We start from the raw sequence: 22,532 nt of genomic DNA on the forward strand, positions 1-22,532 counted from the left end.
GCGCGAAAAACCGGCAATCGACGATGCGTATTTGGGGCCGCGCCCGCTTTGCGATACACTCTGCCTAATGCCTGAGAATCGTTGAGTTCTATGTTAAAACTAATTCCTTCGCTGTTACTGAGTCTCAGCGTGTTAAGCGCGCCTGCCTGGTCTGCGCCAACACCGGCTGGAGATATTCGTCAAAGCGGATTCGTCTATTGCGTTAATGGCACGCTGAACACGTTTAATCCGCAGATGGCCAGCAGTGGCTTAACGGTGGATACGCTGGCTGCCCAGTTATATGACCGCCTGTTGGATGTCGATCCTTACACCTACCGTTTGCAGTCCGATCTGGCCGCCAGTTGGGAAGTGCGTGATAACGGCGCGACCTACCGTTTTCACCTGCGCCACGGGGTACAGTTTCAGCACACCTCAAACTTTGCACCCACGCGCGCGATGAATGCCGATGACGTCGTTTTCAGCTTTGCCCGCATGTTTGATCGCAAACATCCCTGGCATAATGTTAACGGCGGCTATTACCCCTATTTCGACAGCCTGCAGTTTGCCGATTCGGTTCAGAGCATTAAAAAAATCGATAACGACACCGTCGAGTTCCGCCTTAACAGCCCGGACGCCTCGTTTCTCTGGCATCTGGCGACACATTACGCGCCCGTTCTGTCGAAAGAGTACGCCGACAGTCTGGACAAAGTGGGCCATCAGGAAGAGCTGGACCGGCTACCGGTGGGAACAGGCCCGTTCCAGCTGAGCGAATACCGCAGCGGGCAATATATTCGTCTGGCGCGGAACCCACATTACTGGAAAGGCGTGCCGCGCCTGCAGCAGGTGGTTATCGATCTTGGTGCCGGAGGAACAGGACGGTTATCGAAGTTGCTCACGGGCGAATGCGACGTTCTCGCCTATCCCGCCGCCAGCCAAATCTCGATTCTGCGCGACGATCCCCGGCTGCGCATGACCCTGCGCCCCGGCATGAACATCGCTTATCTGGCTTTTAACACCCGCAAACCGCCGCTCGACCGGCCGGACGTTCGTCACGCGCTGGCGCTGGCGATTAATAATGAGCGTCTGATGGAATCCATCTACTACGGCACCGCTGAGACGGCCGCCTCGATTTTACCTCGCGCGTCCTGGGCTTATGATACCGATGCCAGCATTACGGGTTTCGATCCCAAAAAAGCCAGAGAAGCGCTTGGGGCAGCGGGAGTAAAAGATCTTCATCTGCGTCTGGTTGTGCCTTCCGCCTCGCAGTCCTGGAACCCAGCACCGCTTAAAACGGCCGAACTTATTCAGGCCGATCTTGCGCAAATTGGCGTGCGCGTCACTATCGTCCCGGTTGAAGGCCGTTTTCAGGAGGCACAGCTGATGGCGATGAACCACGATCTGACGCTGGCAGGCTGGGCAACCGACAGTAACGATCCTGACAGCTTCTTTCGCCCGCTGCTGAGTTGTGCGGCCATCAGTTCCCAGACCAACTATGCTCACTGGTGTTCGCCCGCGTTTGACGACACGTTAAAAAATGCCTTGCTGTCACAGCAGTTGTCTGGCCGCATTGATAACTACGATAAGGCGCAGCAGATTCTGGCGCGCGAGCTGCCCGTGCTGCCGCTGGCTTCATCCCTGCGCCTGCAAGCCTATCGGCATGATATTAAAGGTCTGGTATTAAGTCCGTTTGGTAACGCTTCGTTTGCCGGCGTTTATCGTGATGAGCGAGAGGATCGTTAAGTGATCATCTATATTCTGCGTCGCCTGGTGTTGCTGGTCATTACCCTGTTTTTTCTTTCCCTGGTGAGTTTCAGCCTGAGCTATTTCACGCCGAATGCACCGCTGGAAGGCGCATCGCTGTTTGACGCCTGGTGGTTCTGGTTTAAAGGCATGCTGCAGCTGGATTTTGGCGTGTCCAGCACCAATGGTCAGGAGATTGGCGTACAGCTGCGCGAAGTCTTCCCCGCTACGATGGAGCTGTGCCTGATGGCGTTCACCCTGGCTCTGATCGTCGGCATTCCGTTGGGAATTTGTGCCGGTGCCATGCGGCATAAATGGCAGGATAAGGTGATCAGCGCGCTGGCCCTGCTGGGATTTTCTATTCCGGTGTTCTGGCTCGCGCTGCTGTTTACCCTGTTCTTCTCACTGACGCTGGGCTGGTTGCCCGTATCCGGGCGCTATGACCTGCTGTATCCTGTTCAAAACATTACCGGATTTGCGTTGATTGATGCCTGGCTCAGTCACTCGCCATGGCGACATGAGATGATGATTAGCGTACTGATGCATCTGATTTTACCGGTTACCGTTCTGGCGATGGCCCCCACCACCGAGATCGTGCGTTTGTTGCGCATCAGCACCAGCGACGTCGTCGATAAGAACTATGTGAAGGCGGCCGCCACCCGCGGATTATCCCGCTTTACCGTGATTCGCCGCCACGTATTACACAACGCGCTTCCCCCTGTGATTCCGCGTCTTGGCTTACAGTTTTCCAGCATGTTAACCCTGGCGATGATTACGGAAATGGTGTTTAACTGGCCCGGATTGGGGCGCTGGCTGATTAACGCGATTCGCCAGCAGGACTATGCGGCAATATCCGCCGGTGTGATGGTGACCGGTGGCGTAGTGATCGTGGTGAACGTCCTCTCTGACATTGTCGGTGCGGCGCTGAATCCGCTGAAACATAAGGAATGGTATGCCTTACGATAACATCTACGCCGAAAAGCGCCTGCCCAGCGCGTTTCGTCAAAGCTGGCACCATTTTTATGGCGATATGCCGGCGATGATTGGCCTGTACGGCTTTGGCGCACTGCTGCTGCTCTGCCTGTTTGGGCATTTCCTGGCACCCTATCCCATCGACCAGCAATTTCTGGGTTATCAGCTGCTGCCGCCCTCCTGGTCGCGCTACGGTGAAGTCTCATTTTTTCTCGGCACTGACGACCTGGGGCGTGATTTACTGAGCCGCTTACTCAATGGCGTTGCCCCGACGGTAGGTTCTGCCATTCTGGTGACGCTGTTTGCCACCTTTTGGGCGCTGGTGCTGGGCATTGTGGCGGGTATGACGCACGGCGTGCGCTCTGCGGTGCTGAACCACGTGCTGGACACGTTACTGTCGATACCTTCCCTGCTGCTGGCCATCATTGTGGTGGCCTTTCTCGGCCCTCGTCTTGAACATGCGCTGCTGGCGGTGTGGCTGGCGCTGATGCCACGGCTGGTGCGCGAAATTTACAGCGCCGTCCACGACGAACTGGAAAAAGAGTATGTGGTGGCGGCCCGTCTCGACGGCGCGACCAGCATCAATATTATGTGGCACGCGATTTTGCCTAATGTGTTACCGATGTTGATCAGTGAGATTACGCGCGCGCTCTCCATGGCTATTCTTGATATTGCCGCTCTGGGTTTTCTTGACCTTGGTGCCCAGTTGCCCTCGCCGGAATGGGGGGCGATGCTGGGTGATTCGCTGGAACTGGTTTATGTGGCTCCCTGGACGGTGATGTTGCCCGGTGCCGCCCTGATGGTCAGCGTATTAGTCGTTAACCTGCTCGGTGATGGCATTCGTCGGGCCGTTGAGGCGGGAGTAGAATAATGCCGTTACTGGATATTCGTAATCTGACGATTGAGTTCATGACCGCTGATGGCCCGGTTAAAGCGGTGGACCGCATTAACCTGTCGCTCAGTGAAGGGGAAATCCGCGGTCTGGTCGGTGAGTCCGGTTCGGGCAAAAGTCTGGTCGCCAAAGCCATCTGTGGCGTGACCAACGATAACTGGCGTGTTACCGCAGACCGTATGGTATTTGATGACGTCGATCTGCTGCGCCTGTCCCCGCGCGAGCGACGTCGCATCGTCGGTCATAACGTTTCGATGATTTTTCAGGAGCCGCAATCCTGTCTCGATCCGTCGGAAAGTGTCGGCCGTCAACTGATGCAGGCGATTCCGCGCTGGACCTATAAAGGCGCGTGGATGAAGCGCTTTTGGTTCTGGCGTAAAAGCCGGGCTATTGAGTTGCTGCATCGGGTGGGCATTAAAGATCACACCGACATTATGCGCAGTTTTCCTTACGAGTTAACCGAGGGCGAATGCCAAAAAGTGATGATCGCCATCGCCCTGGCGAATCAACCCCGCCTGCTGATTGCTGACGAGCCGACTAACGCGATGGAGCCGACCACACAGGCGCAGATATTTCGCCTGTTGAGCCGGCTTAACCAGAACAATAACACCACCATTTTGCTGATTAGCCATGACCTGCGAACCATGAGCCAGTGGGCAAACCGCATTAACGTGATGTACTGCGGTCAGACCGTAGAAACGGCGCAAAGCGAAGACCTGATGAGCACACCGCATCATCCTTACACGCAGGCATTGATTCGTGCCATGCCTGACTTTGGTCGTCCGCTTCCGCATAAGAGCCGTCTCAATACCTTATCCGGTGCGATTCCATCGCTGGAAAGCCTGCCTATCGGTTGCCGTCTGGGGCCGCGCTGCCCCTACGCACAACGCAAATGTGTAGAAGCGCCACGGCTCACCGGCACGCGATCGCACCTGTATGCCTGCCACTTCCCGCTCAACGTTGAGGGCCAATAAGATGGAAACGTTGCTGGAAGTCCGCAATCTCAGCAAAACCTTTCGTTACCGCACCGGCCTGTTTCGTCGTCAGCATGTTGAGGCGGTGAAATCCGTCAGCTTTACGCTGCGTGAAAAGCAGACTCTGGCGATTATTGGCGAAAACGGTTCAGGCAAATCCACGCTGGCAAAAATGCTCAGCGGCACCGTTGCTCCCAGCGACGGTCAGATTATTATCGACGATCACCCGCTGAGCTTTGGCGATTACGGCTATCGCAGCCAGCGCATTCGTATGATCTTCCAGGACCCATCAACCTCGCTGAATCCACGCCAGCGCGTGAGCCAGATTCTGGACCTGCCGCTGCGCCTGAATACCGATCTGGACGCTGAGGCGCGGGAAAAGCGCATTATTACCACCCTGCGCCAGGTGGGATTGCTGCGCGATCACGCCGGTTACTATCCGCATATGTTGGCACCGGGCCAAAAGCAGCGTCTTGGCCTGGCCCGTGCGTTAATCCTGCAACCCAAAGTGATTGTGGCCGATGAGGCTCTTGCCTCCCTGGATATGACCATGCGTTCACAACTGGTCAATCTGATGCTGGAGCTACAAGAAAAGCACGGTATCGCTTACATTTATGTGACCCAGCATCTTGGTATGATGAAGCATATCAGCGATAAAGTGCTGGTCATGCATCACGGCGAAGTGGTGGAGCGCGGCGGCACGGCAGACGTGCTTGCGTCGCCACTGCATGAGATGACAAAACGTCTGATCAACAGCCATTTTGGTGAGGCCTTAACGGCTGAAGCCTGGCGGCGGGAGCGTTGATTTTGCGGCATATAGTGGAAAACGCTGTGCGTTTTTCCTGATTTCAAGCAGACGTGCTAGAATCCGCACGTCGATTAACGTCGGTCGTCTATTATTTAAACAACACGACCGCCAACTACCATGACCATAAGGATTACAGCTATGGGTTTTCTTTCCGGTAAGCGCATTCTGATTACTGGTGTTGCCAGTAAACTTTCCATCGCCTACGGTATTGCACAGGCGATGCGCAAACAGGGCGCAGAACTGGCTTTCACCTACCAAAACGACAAACTGAAAGGTCGTGTGGAAGAGTTTGCCAAAGATTTGGGTTCCGACATCGTGCTGCCTTGTGATGTTGCAGAAGATGAAAGCATCCAATCCCTGTTCACTGAGCTGGCAAAGACCTGGCCAAAATTTGACGGTTTCGTGCACTCCATCGGTTTCGCGCCTGGCGACCAGTTGGATGGCGATTACGTTAATGCCGTAACCCGCGAAGGTTTCAAAATCGCGCACGACATCAGCGCCTACAGCTTTGTTGCAATGGCTAAAGAGTGCCGTGCCATGCTGAACCCGAACGCTGCTCTGCTGACCCTGTCTTACCTGGGTGCAGAACGCGCTATCCCTAACTACAACGTTATGGGCCTGGCAAAAGCGTCTCTGGAAGCTAACGTGCGTTACATGGCTAACGCGATGGGTCCAGAAGGCGTGCGTGTTAATGCCGTTTCTGCGGGTCCGATTCGTACGCTGGCAGCGTCAGGCATCAAAGATTTCCGTAAGATGCTGGCCCATTGTGAAGCGGTAACCCCTATTCGCCGTACGGTAACTATCGAAGATGTGGGTAACTCCGCTGCCTTCCTGTGTTCCGATCTGGCGGGTGGTATCACCGGTGAAATCGTTCACGTTGACGGTGGCTTCAGTATCGCCGCCATGAACGAACTGGAACTGAAATAAGTTTCCTCACGGGCGAGCCTTGCTCGCCCTGTGCTGTACCCGCCCGATTGCCTCGTTATTCCTTATCGCTATTATTTATCACCGATTGGTCTTTTGCCCTGAACTGCCCGTGGGCGACGATAAGTCAGCCCTGCGGCCTGCGACTAAATCACCGCCTGCGCCGCATCAGATTTTGCAAAAGGACGGATGATGCAACAACGCCGCTATCCCGGCCAGGATCACTGGTTTTACGAAAGTCAGACCCGCCCGCGGACCGTACAGGCTGCCCCACTTTTTCCTGAAGCCGCCCATGTCGATGACCGGTTTTTACTGGGGTTAGCACAGGAAGCCTCCGTTATTCAGCCTTTACTCCAGACAGACCAGCCCGCGATACAGATCGCCCACAACGTCGTTCTCCGGCTGTTTCCTGACCAGGTGAATACCACGCTGACGCATACGCTCACGCTGTATGATCGGTTAAGTACCGCGCTGACCGTCGCCCAGGTGACAGGCATTCAGCGCCTGTGTAATCACTATTCCGCCCGACTGAATCCCCTGCCGGGTCCAGATTCCTCCCGTGAAAGTAACAATCGCCTGACACAAATTACGCAATATGCGCGCTTGCTGGCGATGCAGCCTGCGCTAATCACGGCTGAAAGTATTCGTGCGCTGCATGCGGCCGGGCTGAGCGAAGCCGATATCGTCACCCTTAACCATTTAGTGGGCTTTGTCTGCTATCAGGCGCGCGTCATTGCCGGTATTCATGCTCTGCTGGAATTGCCGGTACGCTGGATGCCGGGGATGTCACCTGCCCCGGATGCCGAGGCAGCGACGTTTGATCAGCCCTGGCAGTGGCAGCCGGTCCTGACGCCGCTGGAGCCGCGTTATGCCAGTGAGGAGCAACATGCTGCGGTCACGCAGTGCCAGGGCTCGCCCGCACTTCAGGATGCTGTCTGGCTGCTGGCGCACGCTGCCGGGTTATTGCAGAGCTGGTTTGCCCTGCGTCATGAGCTTGAAAATACGCTGACCTCATCTGTAGAGGCCACTGCGGCAAGGATTCTGGGCAGCCGCTGGCTCTGTCAGCAGGCTACAGACGCTAAAAATCTGCTGGATGAAGTGGATGCGGCGCAACTGCCGGGTGAACAGCAAGTGATTATGACCCTGGCCGCGCAGTTGACCCGCCAGCCGGAGCGCTTTAACGCGCGCGATCTTCAGCCGCTGGCTGACGCAGGCTGGTCACATGCCGCGCGGTTCAGCGTGATTCAGTCCATCGCGCTGGCCAACTGGAACAGCCGTTTATTTTATGCCTGCGGTGAAGCCCGCTAGCTATCGAGATGACTGCGCGCTTCATCGTAAAAATGTTGCGCCAGCGGCGTCGCCCGGCCAGGTTCGGCGACGACCAGCGCCGCCTGGCGCGCCATTTTAGGCATTGCAATGGTCCGTTTTTCCAGTCCATGTAATGAGGCGGGCAGTAAATGTCCTCGTGGTGAGATCAGCACGCCAAGACCGACCTGGGTGCACTGTAACAGCTGCATGATGGACGCGCTTTCGACCACCACGCGCGGCACCAGCGCGACGTCGCGAAACGTCATATCCAGATAGCGGCGAAAATAGCGGGTTGGCTCCGCCAGACACAGCGGCTGCTGTGCCAGCGTTGGCAGGTCAAGCGTTTCATGCGCGCATAAGTGCTGAAAATGGTCGGGATGAAAAACGGCTTCCACGCCACTATCCGGCAGCAGGGATGCCTGAAAATGCAGTTCCCGCAACGTCGCCATTTCAAAAAAGCCAATGCCCACATCGACCGTATGGCTGTTCAGCGCTTCCAGCAGTTGATCGGCGCTTAATACGGCAATACGGTAATCCAGCTGTGGATAGCGCGCCTGCACCGCTTTTAACAACTGCGCCAGCGAAACGCTGCACTGCGGAACAACACCAAGACGAAGCGTACCGTTCACCCCGTGTTTTAACGACTCGACCTCCAGCTTGAGTCCCTGATAAACCGAAACGATTTCCCGCGCCCAGGCCAGTACCCTGTCGCCTTCCGGCGTAAAACCCGCAAAATTGTTGCTGCGGTTGATCAGCGACAGACCCAGCTCACGCTCCAGGTTTTTTAACCGCATCGATAAGGTAGGCTGGCTGACAAAGCTGGCTTCGGCGGCACGACCAAAATGGCGCTCGCGTTCGAGATTGCAAAGGTAGATGAGCTGTTTGATGTCGATTTTCTTTACCCGCCGTAACACCGTTTTTATGAATACCTATTATGTGCCGATGGATTAACAGAATGCCAGTCAGAGATAGTGCCGTAACCAATACCGCGAAGGCCTTAAACAGACGCAACATATTCAGAGCGCAATAAGGTTATGAAGGTGGCTGTCACAATGGCAGGTCAGATAATCGGGGGAGCGTTGTCAGCATTCACAGGTGAATACCGGTGTTGATGATCTTATAAACGCATTAATTTGTAATTTTTATTGGTGTTTCCCTGGTGTTGCAGGTGCTTACTTGTGCGGATAAGGCCAGGCGTGATCAATGCCGGTGGAAGAGAGAACGCCCGTGACCAATAAGTAGATCACCACCAAAGCGAAGATAACAATTGCTGATATTTCAAAGATTTTAATCAGACTGTGTTTAGCCATAAATAACCCCCTGCTCATTGCGTGTATTTGACATTCATCTCTTACCTTAGAGTGTTACCGGTAAAGTACAAGTCCCGATCACAAAATGAAACATAAAGTATTACTTATGTATTGTAATGAATTTGTTAAAGTCATAGAAACCGAACGTGAGGAGAGACCGTTGACGGGTATTATGGTGAAGGCTGATGACGCACTAGGCTTTCGAACGCCAAAGCACGGCAGCTGCGGAGACTGTAATTAAAATTGTGTAATTGCCTGTTTTAGTGTGTTCACTCCCCCTGCCCATACAGGCAATTTATTAACAAAAAACATAACCCCCCCTGTGGCTGAACTGGCTAAATCAAAACTACCTTGTTGTGCGATGACGGCGAGATGGAATTGAACACGCCTCGTGACCGTGAAAACACCTTCGGACCGCAGTTGATTAAGACGCATCAAAGGTACGTAACGCACCTGGACAGCCGGATCTTATTCCTTTATGCCAAATGCATGACCATCCGCAAAATCGTTGCCACCTTCAAAGAAATTTACGAAGCCGATGTGTCACCCATGCTGATATCTAAAGTCATCGACGCCGTAAAAAGTCAGTCACCACATTCTGCCCAGCTCTTTTTTACGGGACTTTTTTTCTGTCGATGACGGGTTTTATAACGTGACAGTATGAGTAGTAATTAAAGCCAACTTCCCGGTAATATCTTTTCTGGTTCGAACTGATAAGGGATTTTCAAGTGACCATTAAATTTTCCCAGCTCTGGGAGGCACACCCTGAGGTAAAAGGCGATGCCAATCCATGCCGCAAACCCGATGGACATAAAGCCTTTGATGACCAGTGCGCAATCCGTATTGGCACTGCATTAACCCGCTGCGGATACGATGTAAGCCGCCTGAAAGTAGCCCAGTGCTGGTATCATCCTAAGGAGGCTGGTCATGTGCTAAGGGCTGAAGAACTGGCCAACGCCCTAAAGAAAACGGCAATTCCGGGTGTTTTCAGTGCGGTGAAAGTAAACCCTGAAAACTTCGAACAGACGCTGCGCGGACAGACAGGCATCATTTTTTTTAAAGATTACTGGCGCAGAGGAAGCGAGAGCTTTGCTAACCGGTCAGGAGACCATATCGACCTGTGGAATGGCGAGCGAGTGACATCAAGATCAAGCTATCTCCGAATTCAGTGGGGACTACACTGGGAAGGTGTGCTCAGCGATTTCTTCAACTCCCGTGAAATCTGGTTCTGGAAGATTATATGAAGCGTTCTTTGCAAATATGTCTGGCGTCATTGGCTGGCCTGGCGGTTGGCGCGGGTCTCTTTATTATTGTATTCCCATCACTTGCCCGCTTCATTAATGGCCCGGTAAAGGGTGAAGATCAAATGTCTGCGAACGCAGCACTTTTATTCATCGGCTTACCTGCAACCGCAATCATCTTTGCTGCTGTGACAGGAACCTGGTGGGCCATACGGCTTAAAACGAAAGCGCAGAGCGGCTTAGGATGACGTTGAAAGCCAGGGCGTTTATTGGGTGAATCCTTGCACGATTATCAGGACGGTGACGGGGAAGATAACAAGAGCGCTTAAAGAGAGCTGCCGTAGGTACAGGCTGGGACGGACGTTCGATAATTGTTTTATCCTCAAAATCGAACGACCGGTATCACTTGCTGAAGGGACTGGCCCCCACTTGTACCTTTACTGGGTGAATGGTGATTACCCGACGCCCAGGGCCGCTTTCACCTCTTGTGCAATTTTCTCTACCTGCGGGCCGTAAATCACCTGCACATCATGTTCACTAACGCGGTTGATGCCATTGGCACCGGTGCTCATTAGCGTCTGATCCACCACTTCTTTCATGTCTTTGACCCGAACCCGCAAACGCGTGAAGCAGCAATCGACATCCTCTATATTGGCTGCGCCACCCAGACCACTGATGATCACGTTGGTGCGCTCGCTGCCTTCAACCAGCTGTGGTTTTTCATCATCCGTTTCACGTCCCGGCGTTTCAACATGCATACGGGTAATAATAAAGCGGAAAGAATAGTAATAAACCGGGGCGTAAATCACCCCAAGCGCCAGCGTCCACCACCAGTGGGTTTTACTGCCGCCAAGCATGCCAAAGACCACCAGATCGATCACACCGCCCTGCACATTTCCAATCATCAAATGCAGCATCGACATCAGCATAAATGACAGACCGGTTAAAAATGCATGCAGCAGGTAGAGCACCGGCGAAACGAAGATAAAGCAAAACTCCAGCGGTTCGGTGATGCCAGTAGTGAATGACGTCAGTGCTCCAGCCATCACCAGCGCCCTGACGCGCTGTTTGTGTTCAGGCCGCGCGGTGTGATAAATCGCCAGGGCAGCAGCAGGCAGACCAAACATCATGACCGGTATTTTTCCCTGGGCCAGGAACTGGGTGGCGGTGCGAAGCGTCGCGTCCGGGATAAGTCCGGGATGGGTGAGCGAGGCATTAAAGATGTTTAACGCACCGACAATCGTCTGTCCGTCCACGATAGCCATGCCGCCAATGGGCGTGAAGCGCACGGTTTCGTTCAGGATGTGATGCAGGCCCGTGGGGATCAGAATGCGTTCCGAAGCCCCCAACAGAAATGCCCCGTACTGCCCGCTCCGGCCGATCATCTGTCCCACCCAGGCAATGCCTTCGCCAATGGTCGGCCAGACCAGCGCCAGTAAGATGCCGATCAGCGGCAGGAACACCACCGTCACGATCGGCACAAAGCGACGCCCGCCAAAGAAACTGATCGCCGTGGGTAACTGCTGCGTATAAAAGCGGTTATGCAGCATCACGGTGATCAGCCCGGCAATCACACCGCCCAGTACGCTCATATTGTAGGTAAAAATACCCAGCATCTGAATGTACTCAGCCGAGGTCATCATGGCTGTGGTCTGATCCAGCCCGGCCTGTTGCAGCGCCTGCGGCGTGGTTGTGGCTGCGGTAATGCCCTTCGCCGCCAGCGTGGCATTGATACCGACATTCATGGCGATATAGCCGATAACGGCGGCAAAGGCTGCGGTAGGCTTTTCTGCTTTCGCCAGTCCAATGGCGCTGGCGACGGCAAAGAATAGCGGCAGATTAGCAAACAGCGCGCCGGCCACTTTACGAATAAACCCGATGATGAGCTGGGCAACCTGCATGTGTGCGAAAGCTTCGCCGGTGACGGCGGGATTCTGCATTGCCGCCGCCAGCCCCAGAAAGATACCGGCCGCTGCGATCACCGAAATCGGCATCATCAACGCCTTGCCAAACGCATGGATCTGGCTGGTGAGTTGTTTCATGGTGTCGCGCCCTTTTCTGTTTTAAACAGCAAGTATTAGCGCGATGTGCCGATAACACCCGTTATGGAGAGGTTACGAGAAGGTAAAACATGAACATCATCACAGTTGGCGCGCCACCACGATAAACGCCAGCTATCGCACCATTAAGCCAATCAATTAGACAAGCTTTGTCGTCGATAGCACACTAATATTTACCATCAGGATATATCCTTGCAACATTCGACCAACATAAAAATAAGCCTGCACCTATGATGAAATTCAAGCGTCAAATTAAACCATACCGTGCCGCAGCGGGCGGCTGGGGTTCACTGGAAGCTACCACACGTTTTGTTTTCGACAGTAAAGCTGCCCTGAAAAATCTGCGCAATTTAATGCGCATGAACAAAGCTCGTGGCTTCGACTGCCCAGGCTGCGCCTGGGGCGATGATAATAAAAGTACATTTAGCTTTTGCGAAAACGGGGCGAAAGCCGTGACCTGGGAAGCGACGCGCCGCGTGGTCGATACCGACTTTTTCGCGAAACACAGCGTTACGACACTGTATGCGCAAAGTGACTACTTCCTGGAATATCAGGGCCGTCTGACGCATCCGTTACGCTACAACGCTGAAAGCGACCATTACGAACCCATCAGTTGGGATGACGCCTATGCGCTCATCGCGAAACACATTAAGGCGATGGATAATCCGGATCAGATGGAGCTTTACACCTCGGGTCGCGCCAGTAATGAAGCCTCCTGGCTTTATCAACTGTTTGGCCGCATGTCAGGCACCAATAACTTCCCGGACTGCTCCAATATGTGTCACGAGGCCAGCGGTGCTGGGCTGAAACGCAGCATCGGTGTGGGTAAAGGCACCATTCGTCTTGACGATTTTGATCATGCCGATGCCATTTTTGTCTTTGGGCAAAACCCAGGCACTAACCACCCACGCATGTTGCACAGCCTGCGTCACGCGGCCGATCATGGTGCTAAAATCGTTACCTTTAACACGCTACGTGAGCGCGGTCTGGAGCGTTTTGCCGATCCGCAAAAGCCGCTCGAAATTGTGACCTCCAAAGCGGGCACCATCAGCTCTGCCTATTATCAACCCCATCTTGGCGGTGATATGGCGGCCGTGCGCGGCATGGTGAAAGCCCTGCTGGAAACCCATCGCGCGCGTATTGCAGCGGGCGAAAGCGGCTTGTTCGATCAGGCCTTCCTGAACGCCAAAACGCACGGCGTTGAGGCGTACTTCGACGCCGTAGATAACACAGACTGGATGCAGATTGTGGCGCAGTCGGGCCTGACAGAAGCACAAATCCGCGAAGCGGCAGCGATCTATCAGAGCGCCGATCGGGTGATCTGCACCTGGGCAATGGGCATTACGCAGCACAAGCATTCGGTTGATACGGTGCGTGAAATCACCAACCTGCAGCTGCTGTTTGGTCAGTTAGGTAAAAAAGGGGCCGGCCTCTGTCCTGTGCGTGGTCACAGTAACGTTCAGGGCAACCGCACCATGGGCATTGATGAAAAGCCGTCCAAACCTTTCCTGGATGCGCTTGGTCAGCACTTTGACTTTGAGCCTCCGCGTGCGGCAGGCCATAACACCGTTGAAGCCCTGAACGCGATGCTGCGTGATGAAATTAAGGTTCTTATCGCCCTGGGCGGTAATCTGGCCGCCGCAGCACCGGATTCTCCGCGAACTGAAGAAGCTTTATCTCGCTGTGGTCTGACTGTGCACATCAGCACCAAGCTCAACCGTAGCCACCTGGTGCCGGGTCATGAAGGGTTGATCCTGCCGACATTGGGTCGTACCGAACGCGATCTGCAGGCGACAGGTAACCAGTTCATTACCGTGGAAGATTCGTTCAGCATGGTGCATGCGTCAGAAGGTGTCGGTATTCCTCTGGCGGAAACACAGCGTTCTGAAACGTCGATTGTTGCCAGTATTGCCCATGCGGTTCTCGGTGATGACAAGGTGAAGTGGTTAGATCTGGCGGCTGATTACAACCTGATTCGCAATCATATTGCGGCAACCATTCCCGGTTTTGCCGACTTCAATACCAAATGCGATCAGCCTGGTGGCTTCTATCTTGGCAATGCCGCGGCAGAGCTGCGTTTTAATACGCCGACCGGTAAGGCCGAGTTTAACCCGGCAGCGCTGCCCGAGTCGCTGTTTCCGAAGCTTGATCAGGAAGTGCCTTTCACGCTGCAAACCCTGCGCTCGCATGACCAGTACAACACCACGATTTACGGTCTCGACGATCGTTATCGCGGCGTGTACGGCCAGCGTGAAGTCGTCTTTATTAACCCCGACGACATGGCTGAGTTAGGGTTTAGTGAAGGCCAGAATGTGGATATTGAAACCCTGTGGAATGATGGCATCACCCGTCGCGTGAGCGGCTTCAAACTGGTGCCTTACAACATTCCGCGTGGCAATCTGGCGGCCTACTATCCTGAAACTAACCCGCTGGTCCCGTTAAACAGCTATGGCGATATCAGCGGCACACCGACCTCGAAATCGGTGCCGGTTAAGCTGGAATTGTCGCAGGCGTTGACCACCCAACGTATCGCCTGATTCAGGCTTTTCTCCAGGCAAAAAGCCGGTTCGTCCGGCTTTTTGCCTTGCCGCGAGACCCCGATTCGCGTAAAACTGTCAGCCGCTATTAGGCCACGAAACGTAAAAATCATGTTCCAGGATAATCCGCTGCTTGCGCAGCTTAAAGAGAAGCTTCATTCGCAAACGCCGCGTGCAGAAGGCGTTGTAAAAGGCACCGAGAAGGGATTCGGCTTTCTGGAAGTCGATGCACAAAAAAGTTATTTCATCCCGCCGCCGCAGATGAAAAAAGTGATGCATGGCGACCGCATTGTTGCCGTCATCCACAGCGATAAAGATCGTGAAAGCGCAGAGCCAGAAACGTTGGTTGAGCCTTTTCTGGGCCGCTTTGTTGGCCGCGTGCAGAAAAAAGACGACCGTCTTTCTATCGTGCCCGATCATCCGCTGCTGAAAGAGGCCATTCAGTGTCGTCCGGTGCGCGGACTGACCCATGATTTCCAGAATGGCGACTGGGCCGTCGCTGAAATGCGTCGTCATCCGTTGAAAGGCGACCGTGGCTTTTATGCCGAACTCACCGAATTCATTGTCAAAGCCGACGACCCCCTCGCCCCGTGGTGGGTGACACTGTCACGTCATAATCTGGAGCGTGAAGCGCCAGAAATCGGCTTTGGCGACATGCTGGACGAAAACCTGACGCGTGAAGATCTGACCGCCCTGGATTTCGTGACTATCGACAGCGCCAGCACTGAAGATATGGACGATGCGCTGTATGCCGAAGCACTGGACGATGGCGCACTGCGTCTGACCATCGCCATTGCCGATCCCACTGCCTATGTCGCAGAAGGTAGCGAGCTGGATAAGCTGGCGGCGCAACGTGCGTTTACGAACTATCTGCCGGGCTTTAATATCCCGATGCTGCCCCGTGAGCTGTCAGACGATGTCTGCTCGCTGCGCCCTGACGTGCGTCGTCCGGTTCTGGCGTGCCGCGTGACGGTTGCTCAGGATGGTAGCCTGGCTGACGATGTTCAGTTCTTTGCAGCCTGGATCGAGTCAAAAGCCAAACTGGTTTACGACGAGGTTTCCGACTGGCTGGAAAACAGTGGCGAATGGCAACCGCAAAACGAGGCTATCGCTAACCAGATCCGCCTGCTGCATCGCTTGTGTCAGTCCCGTGCTGAATGGCGTCAAAACCATGCGCTGGTGTTTAAAGATCGTCCTGACTACCGTTTTCTGCTGGGCGAAAAAGGGGAAGTGCTGGAAATCATCGCCGAACCGCGTCGTATTGCGAACCGGATTGTTGAGGAAGCCATGATCCTGGCAAACATCTGTGCCGCCAATGTGCTGCGCGAAAAGCTGGGTTTTGGTATCTACAACGTTCACGCGGGTTTCGATACGGCGAATGCCGAGCAGGCCGCCGCTGTGCTGGCGACTCACGGCATTACCGCCGATCCGCAGGCTATCACCACGCTGGAGGGGTTCCGCGTACTGCGCCGTGAACTGGATGCACAGCCTACTCAGTTCCTCGACAGCCGTATTCGTCGTTTCCAGACCTATGCGGAGATCACCACCGAACCGGGCCCGCACTTTGGCCTGGGGCTGGACGCTTACGCCACCTGGACCTCCCCAATCCGTAAGTTTGGCGACATGATCAACCATCGTCTGCTGAAGGCCATCGTGCGCGGTGAGCAAATCGGTCGTCCGGATGATGCGCTGACGGTCACCATGAGTGAACGTCGTCGTCTTAACCGCATGGCGGAGCGTGACGTGGGCGACTGGCTCTATGCCCGTTACCTGTCGCCCTTTGCGGCTACGGATCGTAAGTTCAGCGCGGAAATCATCGATGTTTCTCGTGGTGGCATGCGCGTCCGCCTGCTGGAAAATGGTGCCGTGGCGTTCATTCCAGCGCCGTTCCTGCATGCCGTGCGTGACGAACTGGTTTGCAGCCAGGAAAGCGGTACAGTACAGATTAAAGGTGATGTGGTTTACCGCGTATCCGACGTGATTGACGTGACCATTGCTGAAGTCCGCATGGAAACGCGCAGCGTCGTTGCACGCCCCGCAGCCTGAGACTAAACCGGTGGGACAGCCTTGTCTGTCCCGCCGACACATTCCACCTCGCCTTCCCTCTGCATGTGCGTGCTAAATTTGCTCCGCGCTTCACAGTTTTATCTTTATTAACTTCCACTTACATTCCATTACATTAACGTTAGCTCGTTGTCTTCGATCGCCTTCCATTCGGTCTCTACAAGGAGTGAGTTATGAAGAACGTCAAAAACGGCGTGCTTTGGTTAGCAGTGGCGTTAATTGGCGCGGGTGCGTTCGCGATGCTGGCGCTTAACCGCGGCGAGCACGTCAACGCAGTCTGGCTGGTGGTTGCCGCAGTTGCCTTTTACAGCATCGCTTATCGTTTTTACAGCCTGTTTATCGCCCGCAATATTTTTGAACTGGACGACCGCCGTCTGACGCCAGCTGAGCGCCTCAGCGATGGTCTTGACTATGTTCCCACCAATAAGTGGGTGCTGTTTGGTCACCACTTTGCGGCTATCGCCGGTGCTGGCCCGCTGGTCGGCCCGATTCTGGCGGCACAGATGGGTTTTCTGCCTGGCACTATCTGGATTCTGATCGGGGTGATGATGGCGGGCGCCGTTCAGGATTTCCTGATTCTGTTTATCTCTACGCGACGTGATGGCCGTTCGTTAGGCGAAATGGCGCGTCAGGAGCTGGGCGCTTTTGCCGGTGTGATTACTATGCTGGGTGCGCTGGGCGTGATGATCATTATTCTCTCTGCGCTGGCGCTGGTGGTGGTGAAAGCCCTGGCCAACAGTCCGTGGGGGCTGTTTACCATCGCGGCGACCATTCCGATTGCGCTGTTTATGGGCATCTATATGCGCTTTCTGCGCCCGGGTAAAATCGCCGAAGTCTCGTTGATCGGCTTTGTGCTGATGATGGCGGCCATTATTTACGGTGGTGATGTCGCACAGCATCCTTACTGGGGCCCGTTCTTTACGCTGAAAGGCACCTCGCTGACCTGGGTGCTGGTCATCTATGGTTTTATCGCCTCAGTGCTACCGGTCTGGCTGCTGCTGGCCCCGAGGGATTACCTTTCTACCTTTCTGAAAATCGGCGTCATTGTCGGGCTGGCTGTGGGCATCATCTTTGCCATGCCAGAAATGAAAATGCCTGCCGTGACCCGATTTATTGACGGCTCGGGGCCGGTCTTCTCTGGCGCCCTGTTCCCGTTCCTGTTTATCACCATTGCCTGTGGCGCTATCTCCGGCTTCCATGCGCTGGTATCCAGCGGAACCACACCTAAGCTGATTGAGCGCGAAAGCCATATTCGCTTTATTGGGTACGGTGCCATGCTGATGGAGTCGTTCGTGGCCATCATGGCGCTGATTTGCGCCTCGGTACTGGACCCGGGTGTGTACTTTGCGATGAACTCGCCCGCGGCACTGATTGGTACCACGGTAGAAAATGCCTCTCAGGTCATCAATGGTTGGGGATTTGTGGTCACGCCTGAGATGTTAAGCGGTATCGCCCGGGATGTGGGCGAAGCCTCCATCCTGTCACGTGCCGGGGGTGCGCCGACCTTTGCAGTCGGCATGGCACATATCATTACTGAGGTGTTTAACAGCCGCGCCATGATGGCCTTCTGGTACCACTTCGCCATCTTATTTGAAGCCCTGTTTATTTTGACCGCCGTGGATGCCGGTACCCGCGCCTGCCGCTTTATGGTGCAGGATCTGGTTGGCACGGTCGTGCCGTCTATGGCGAACAACCGTTCATGGCTGGGCAATATGTCAGGGACCACCGTCGCCGTCGCCGGCTGGGGTTTCTTCGTTTATCAGGGCGTTATCGATCCACTGGGCGGTATCAACACCTTGTGGCCACTGTTTGGGATTGGTAACCAGATGCTGGCCTCTATGGCGCTGATCCTGGGCACGGTGGTGCTGTTCAAGATGAAAAAGCAGCGCTATGCATGGGTGACGATTCTGCCCACGATCTGGCTGTTTATTACCTCGATGACAGCGGGATGGCAAAAGATTTTTCACGAAAAACCGTCAATTGGTTTCCTTGCTCAAGCCAATAAATTCCGAAAAGGTCTGGATGAAGGCGTTATCATCGCGCCAGCTAAAACCGTGGCCGATATGCAAACCATCGTATTCAGTAACCAGATTAATGCTGCCCTGTGCGGGTTCTTTATGCTGGTTGCCGTCACGATGCTGATTGCCGCCTTCTTTGTGATTCGCCGTGCGCTAAGCAGCAACGTGCCTACCACGCATGAGTCAGATGTGGAATTGCGTAAGGAGGTGCGCCATGTATGACAGCATCCATCGCGTAGCGCGCCCCCAGGGTAGCTGGCATATTATGCGTTGCGATTTACTTTCCACCCCTGTTCGCACCGGCTTTCGCTGGCGTGCACTGTGGCAGGGACTTCAGCAAAGTTTTCGTTTGATGGTTGGCGTGCAGGATTATCAAAAATACCTGCAGCACATGCGGCGGCGGCATCCTGAAATGACACCGATGAGCGAGCGGGAGTTTCATCGTTATTGTCTGGATGCCCGCTTTCCCAGTCAGGCCGGAAAGCTGGGTAAATGTCCGTGCTGAACATAAACTGAGCCCCGCTTCGGCGGGGTTTTTTATGCCCGTTTTTTCTGGAAAGTAAAATAAATACAGTTTCATCTTGTGCTGGCATCAGTTGATGAATACTGTTGCTAAAATAACGAGATAACGCCAGCAATGTACTTCCTGGAGGGAGTGACCATGACCGATGAACAAGGGCAATCATTGTTGTATACCTTGTTTGGTACAACCAGCCCTCATTGGCGATTAAACGCGGACAGTGATGCGCTGCTATTTGCCTTAGATGAATCATCGAACACCAGCGTGGCTGTTCCCCTGACGCCGGGTCAATGCAGTTTGCTTCGCGCGATGCCGGTTATCACTTCCAGTATAAATCTGACGTTAACAATACACGGCGAGCAGGTCGCCATGCATTTTGTTGGTCGCAGGATCAATAAATCCGTCTGGGCCGGTACCGCGTCGGCATGGGGTGATACCTCGGCCGTGGCTCGCGACCTGACGCTGGGTCTGTCTTTTGCTGAACAGGTCGTTTCGGAAGCCAATTCCGTCATTGTGATCCTGGACCAGCGCGGCAACATTCAACGCTTTAACCGACTCAGTGAAGAGTACACCGGCCTGTATGAACAGGACGTGATCGGTCGGAATGTTTTTCAGCTGTTTATGACCAAACAGGAAGCTGCCGCCTCACGTCGTAACATTGCGGGTTTCTTCCGCGACGGTAACTCCTATGAAGTCGAACGCTGGATCAAAACGATGAAGGGACAGCGACTGTTTCTGTTTCGTAATAAGTTTGTTCACAGCGGCAGCGGTAAAAATGAAATTTTCCTCATCTGTTCAGGAACGGATATCACGGAAGAACGCCGCGCGCAGGAACGACTGCGCGTTATGGCCAATACCGATGGTATTACTGGCCTGCCCAATCGTCATGCGATTCATCAGCAGATTAGCCAGGCGCTGGAGCGTGCAGAAGGCAGCGAAACCGGCGTGGTCTATCTGGATTTAGATAACTTTAAGAAAGTTAATGATGCCTACGGTCATATGTTTGGCGATCAGCTGTTACAGGCCGTTTCTCTGGCTATCCTGAGCTGTCTGAGCAAAAACCAGACACTCGGGCGGCTGGGCGGTGATGAATTTGTCGTGCTGGCGGAACACACCAGCCAGGCGGCGCTGGAGGCAATGGCCACGCGTATTCTCGATCGCCTGCGTCAGCCGTTTCGCATTGGCCTGATCGAAGTTTACAGCGGCTGTTCAGTCGGCATCGCCCTTGCCCCGCTGCATGGGGAAGATCGTGAATGTCTGATTCGTAACGCCGATACGGCGATGTATCACGCCAAAGAGAATAACCGCGGTCGATATTGTGTTTTTGCTGAAGAGATGAACCGGCGGGTTTTTGAATACCTTTGGCTCGATACCAATTTGCGTAAAGCGCTGGAGCAGGACCATCTATTAGTGCATTACCAGCCCAAAGTCGATTCTGACGGTAAAGTACGCAGTGCGGAAGCGCTGGTCCGCTGGAATTCGCCAGAGCGCGGGCTGGTATCACCCGGCGAATTTATCCCCTATGCGGAAGAGTCCGGCCTGATCGTGCCGCTTGGTCGCTGGGTCATGCTCAATGTGTTGAAGCAGATTCTTGCCTGGCGGCAGCAGAATATTCACCTGCGCGTCGCGGTGAACGTCTCGGCGCGTCAGTTGCTCGATCAATCGATCTACAGTGACCTGAAGCAAGCCCTGACGGATGCGGGTTTGACCGAGTCCCCAGTAGATATTGAACTGACGGAAAGCTGCCTGATAGAGAATGAAGCCGAAGCGTTGAAGCTGATGCGTAAATTCCAGGAACTGGGCGCGCAGATTCACCTTGATGACTTTGGCACCGGCTACTCCTCCCTGTCGCAGCTGGCGCGCGTGCCCATTAATGCCATTAAGCTGGATCAAAGCTTTATCCGAAATGTGAACAAACGGCCAGTATCGCAGTCTCTCGTCAGGGCCATTGTCGCGGTGGCGAAAGCGCTGGATTTGCAGGTGATCGCCGAAGGCATTGAAACTGTCGATGAAGAAGAGTTTGTCGTGAAAAGCGGCGTCGATGGGCGACAAGGCTATTTTTACGCAAAACCAATGCCCGCAGAACAGTTTGGGCACTGGCTGGCTCAGCATCCTGCCCGCGTCTAGATCGCTAACCCGCTTTACGCAGTGATGCGCTGTGGCGGTTTTGTAACTGTACTAAACGTTCCATATAGGCAATATCTTTCGCTTCGAGCGTAAATGCGTAATCTACCCAGTCCTCGGTAATATCCATTAATTCAGCGCGTGACAGCTGTAATACCCGCTGGCGCGCCTTTAACATGGCACGAACGCCATTGAGTTTTGGCCGCAATGTATCGATAAACGTGCGGGTAGCCCGGTAACTGTCGCCCGGTTGAAATACCTTATCCACTAAGCCGCGCGTTTCGTACCATTCAGCACTGTGGGACTCACCTTCCATGATCAGCTCTTCAGCCAGTTTCATGCCCGAACGCCGCGCCACTAACGAGTAGCCTCCCATTCCCGGAAACAGGTTAAAGGCGATTTCAGGAAAGCCCATCCGGGCATTGTTCTGGGCCAGGATAAAGTGATGTGCCAGCGCGGCTTCAAAACCGCCGCCAAGGGCACTGCCTTCAATCATCGCGAGCGTAACCGCGCCGGTATCAAATCCGCGGGCGGCCGAGTGGATGCAGTCAACACAAGCCCGTGCATAGGCACGCAAAGCTTCACGGCGGTTATTGCGAATACATTCCACAAAAAAGCGCAGATCGCCACCGGCATTGAACATTTGTGGTACTAACGAGCCTGTTACCCAGAAATCGATAGGTAAGCCCGAACGCTGAGCGGTATAACTCAGGTTCATGATTTCTTCGATCAATTCATGATTAAAACTGGGGCGTGGTTGGGCGCGCAACATCATCCACATGGTGCGACGTCCTTCCTCGTAATAGGCAACTAACTGCGTAGTGTGTCCGGCTTCGGAAAACAGTCTGCATGTGGGTTGGTTAATCACGGTCATTGTCTCATCCTCTGTTATTTTGATGCGCTAATTGCGCCACATCAGCCTAATCCAGAGTGAGGCCAGACCAAATGAGAGATTGATTTACAACATAAATTCCAGAGTGATCCCCGATGCATTCGGTTTAAATGATTAGTATGCTTTCTTGATAAAGTCAGGCTAAATCGCAGAAAGACGCGAACCTATA

General features: G+C 54.1%; 18 protein-coding genes and 1 pseudogene. 15 read left to right on the top strand and 4 right to left on the bottom strand.

The annotated features are described in order from the left end of the window. Nucleotides 1-90: 90 nt before the first annotated feature. The 7 genes from sapA to A6A26_RS16565 all read left to right on the top strand — a co-directional run bounded on the left by sapA (nucleotide 91) and on the right by A6A26_RS16565 (nucleotide 7,597). Nucleotides 91-1,719, top strand: a complete 1,629-nt coding sequence (gene sapA / locus A6A26_RS16535; protein ID WP_063879746.1) for an ABC transporter substrate-binding protein SapA — start codon at nucleotides 91-93, stop codon at nucleotides 1,717-1,719. Then, nucleotides 1,720-2,685: a putrescine export ABC transporter permease SapB gene (gene sapB / locus A6A26_RS16540; RefSeq protein ID WP_063879747.1), complete on the top strand. Its 966-nt coding sequence runs from the start codon at nucleotides 1,720-1,722 to the stop codon at nucleotides 2,683-2,685. It begins immediately after the preceding gene. After that, nucleotides 2,672-3,562 (top strand): putrescine export ABC transporter permease SapC, encoded by an 891-nt coding sequence (sapC, locus tag A6A26_RS16545; protein WP_063879748.1) that lies wholly within the window; start codon nucleotides 2,672-2,674, stop codon nucleotides 3,560-3,562. Before sapB ends, sapC begins: the two co-directional genes overlap by 14 nt. Continuing rightward, nucleotides 3,562-4,557: a putrescine export ABC transporter ATP-binding protein SapD gene (gene sapD / locus A6A26_RS16550; protein ID WP_063879749.1), complete on the top strand. Its 996-nt coding sequence runs from the start codon at nucleotides 3,562-3,564 to the stop codon at nucleotides 4,555-4,557. The genes sapC and sapD overlap by 1 nt, the downstream gene beginning before the upstream one ends. Before the next feature lies 1 nt (nucleotide 4,558). After that, complete coding sequence (gene sapF, locus A6A26_RS16555) at nucleotides 4,559-5,362, top strand: putrescine export ABC transporter ATP-binding protein SapF (RefSeq protein ID WP_063879750.1); 804 nt, start codon at nucleotides 4,559-4,561, stop codon at nucleotides 5,360-5,362. A 141-nt stretch (nucleotides 5,363-5,503) separates the two neighbouring features. Continuing rightward, nucleotides 5,504-6,292: an enoyl-ACP reductase FabI gene (gene fabI / locus A6A26_RS16560; RefSeq protein ID WP_063879751.1), complete on the top strand. Its 789-nt coding sequence runs from the start codon at nucleotides 5,504-5,506 to the stop codon at nucleotides 6,290-6,292. A 189-nt stretch (nucleotides 6,293-6,481) separates the two neighbouring features. Beyond that, nucleotides 6,482-7,597 (top strand): CMD domain-containing protein, encoded by a 1,116-nt coding sequence (locus A6A26_RS16565; RefSeq protein ID WP_063879752.1) that lies wholly within the window; start codon nucleotides 6,482-6,484, stop codon nucleotides 7,595-7,597. On the opposite strand, the gene A6A26_RS16570 is transcribed toward A6A26_RS16565, so the two are convergent. Both A6A26_RS16570 and A6A26_RS25765 read right to left on the bottom strand, forming a co-directional pair. Continuing rightward, nucleotides 7,594-8,490 carry a LysR family transcriptional regulator gene (locus A6A26_RS16570; RefSeq protein WP_063881185.1) on the bottom strand — a complete coding sequence of 299 codons (897 nt, stop codon included), beginning with the start codon at nucleotides 8,488-8,490 and terminating at the stop codon, nucleotides 7,594-7,596. The genes A6A26_RS16565 and A6A26_RS16570 overlap by 4 nt on opposite strands. 279 nt (nucleotides 8,491-8,769) lie before the next feature. Further along, a complete protein-coding gene (locus A6A26_RS25765) occupies nucleotides 8,770-8,907 on the bottom strand; it encodes a hypothetical protein (RefSeq protein WP_172823899.1) in 138 nt (45 codons plus the stop codon). A gap of 348 nt (nucleotides 8,908-9,255) precedes the next feature. Between A6A26_RS25765 and A6A26_RS16575 the strand changes: the two are divergent. The 3 genes and pseudogenes from A6A26_RS16575 to A6A26_RS16585 all read left to right on the top strand — a co-directional run. Next, nucleotides 9,256-9,495 (top strand): annotated as a pseudogene (locus tag A6A26_RS16575) (transposase); the annotation flags it as partial. 140 nt (nucleotides 9,496-9,635) lie between these two features. Beyond that, complete coding sequence (locus tag A6A26_RS16580; protein ID WP_216639865.1) at nucleotides 9,636-10,151, top strand: T6SS effector amidase Tae4 family protein; 516 nt, start codon at nucleotides 9,636-9,638, stop codon at nucleotides 10,149-10,151. After that, entirely contained in the window at nucleotides 10,148-10,396 is a 249-nt protein-coding gene (locus tag A6A26_RS16585) for a hypothetical protein (protein ID WP_082875201.1), read from the top strand. Before A6A26_RS16580 ends, A6A26_RS16585 begins: the two co-directional genes overlap by 4 nt. 207 nt (nucleotides 10,397-10,603) lie before the next feature. On the opposite strand, the gene A6A26_RS16590 is transcribed toward A6A26_RS16585, so the two are convergent. Continuing rightward, nucleotides 10,604-12,190: a PTS transporter subunit EIIC gene (locus A6A26_RS16590; protein ID WP_063879753.1), complete on the bottom strand. Its 1,587-nt coding sequence runs from the start codon at nucleotides 12,188-12,190 to the stop codon at nucleotides 10,604-10,606. Nucleotides 12,191-12,441: 251 nt separating this feature from the next. Here A6A26_RS16590 and A6A26_RS16595 point away from each other — a divergent pair, with 251 nt between their 5' ends. The 5 genes from A6A26_RS16595 (at nucleotide 12,442) to pdeR (ending at nucleotide 21,474) form a co-directional block, all read left to right on the top strand. Then, complete coding sequence (locus A6A26_RS16595; RefSeq protein WP_063881188.1) at nucleotides 12,442-14,745, top strand: FdhF/YdeP family oxidoreductase; 2,304 nt, start codon at nucleotides 12,442-12,444, stop codon at nucleotides 14,743-14,745. Nucleotides 14,746-14,856: 111 nt separating this feature from the next. Then, complete coding sequence (locus tag A6A26_RS16600; protein ID WP_063879754.1) at nucleotides 14,857-16,791, top strand: exoribonuclease II; 1,935 nt, start codon at nucleotides 14,857-14,859, stop codon at nucleotides 16,789-16,791. A 191-nt stretch (nucleotides 16,792-16,982) separates the two neighbouring features. Further along, the gene (locus A6A26_RS16605) at nucleotides 16,983-19,049 is read left to right on the top strand and encodes a carbon starvation CstA family protein (RefSeq protein WP_063879755.1); all 2,067 of its coding nucleotides are present in this window, start codon (nucleotides 16,983-16,985) and stop codon (nucleotides 19,047-19,049) included. After that, complete coding sequence (locus A6A26_RS16610) at nucleotides 19,042-19,332, top strand: YbdD/YjiX family protein (RefSeq protein WP_063879756.1); 291 nt, start codon at nucleotides 19,042-19,044, stop codon at nucleotides 19,330-19,332. Before A6A26_RS16605 ends, A6A26_RS16610 begins: the two co-directional genes overlap by 8 nt. Before the next feature lie 156 nt (nucleotides 19,333-19,488). Then, nucleotides 19,489-21,474 carry a cyclic di-GMP phosphodiesterase gene (pdeR, locus tag A6A26_RS16615; protein ID WP_063879757.1) on the top strand — a complete coding sequence of 662 codons (1,986 nt, stop codon included), beginning with the start codon at nucleotides 19,489-19,491 and terminating at the stop codon, nucleotides 21,472-21,474. Nucleotides 21,475-21,478: 4 nt separating this feature from the next. Here the strand turns inward: pdeR and A6A26_RS16620 are convergent, their stop codons facing one another. After that, entirely contained in the window at nucleotides 21,479-22,345 is an 867-nt protein-coding gene (locus A6A26_RS16620) for a crotonase/enoyl-CoA hydratase family protein (protein WP_063879758.1), read from the bottom strand. Between the last annotated feature and the right edge of the window lie 187 nt (nucleotides 22,346-22,532).

Origin of the sequence: Pantoea sp. OXWO6B1 (assembly GCF_001641135.1) — a bacterium.
GTDB classification, from domain to species: domain Bacteria; phylum Pseudomonadota; class Gammaproteobacteria; order Enterobacterales; family Enterobacteriaceae; genus Pantoea; species Pantoea allii.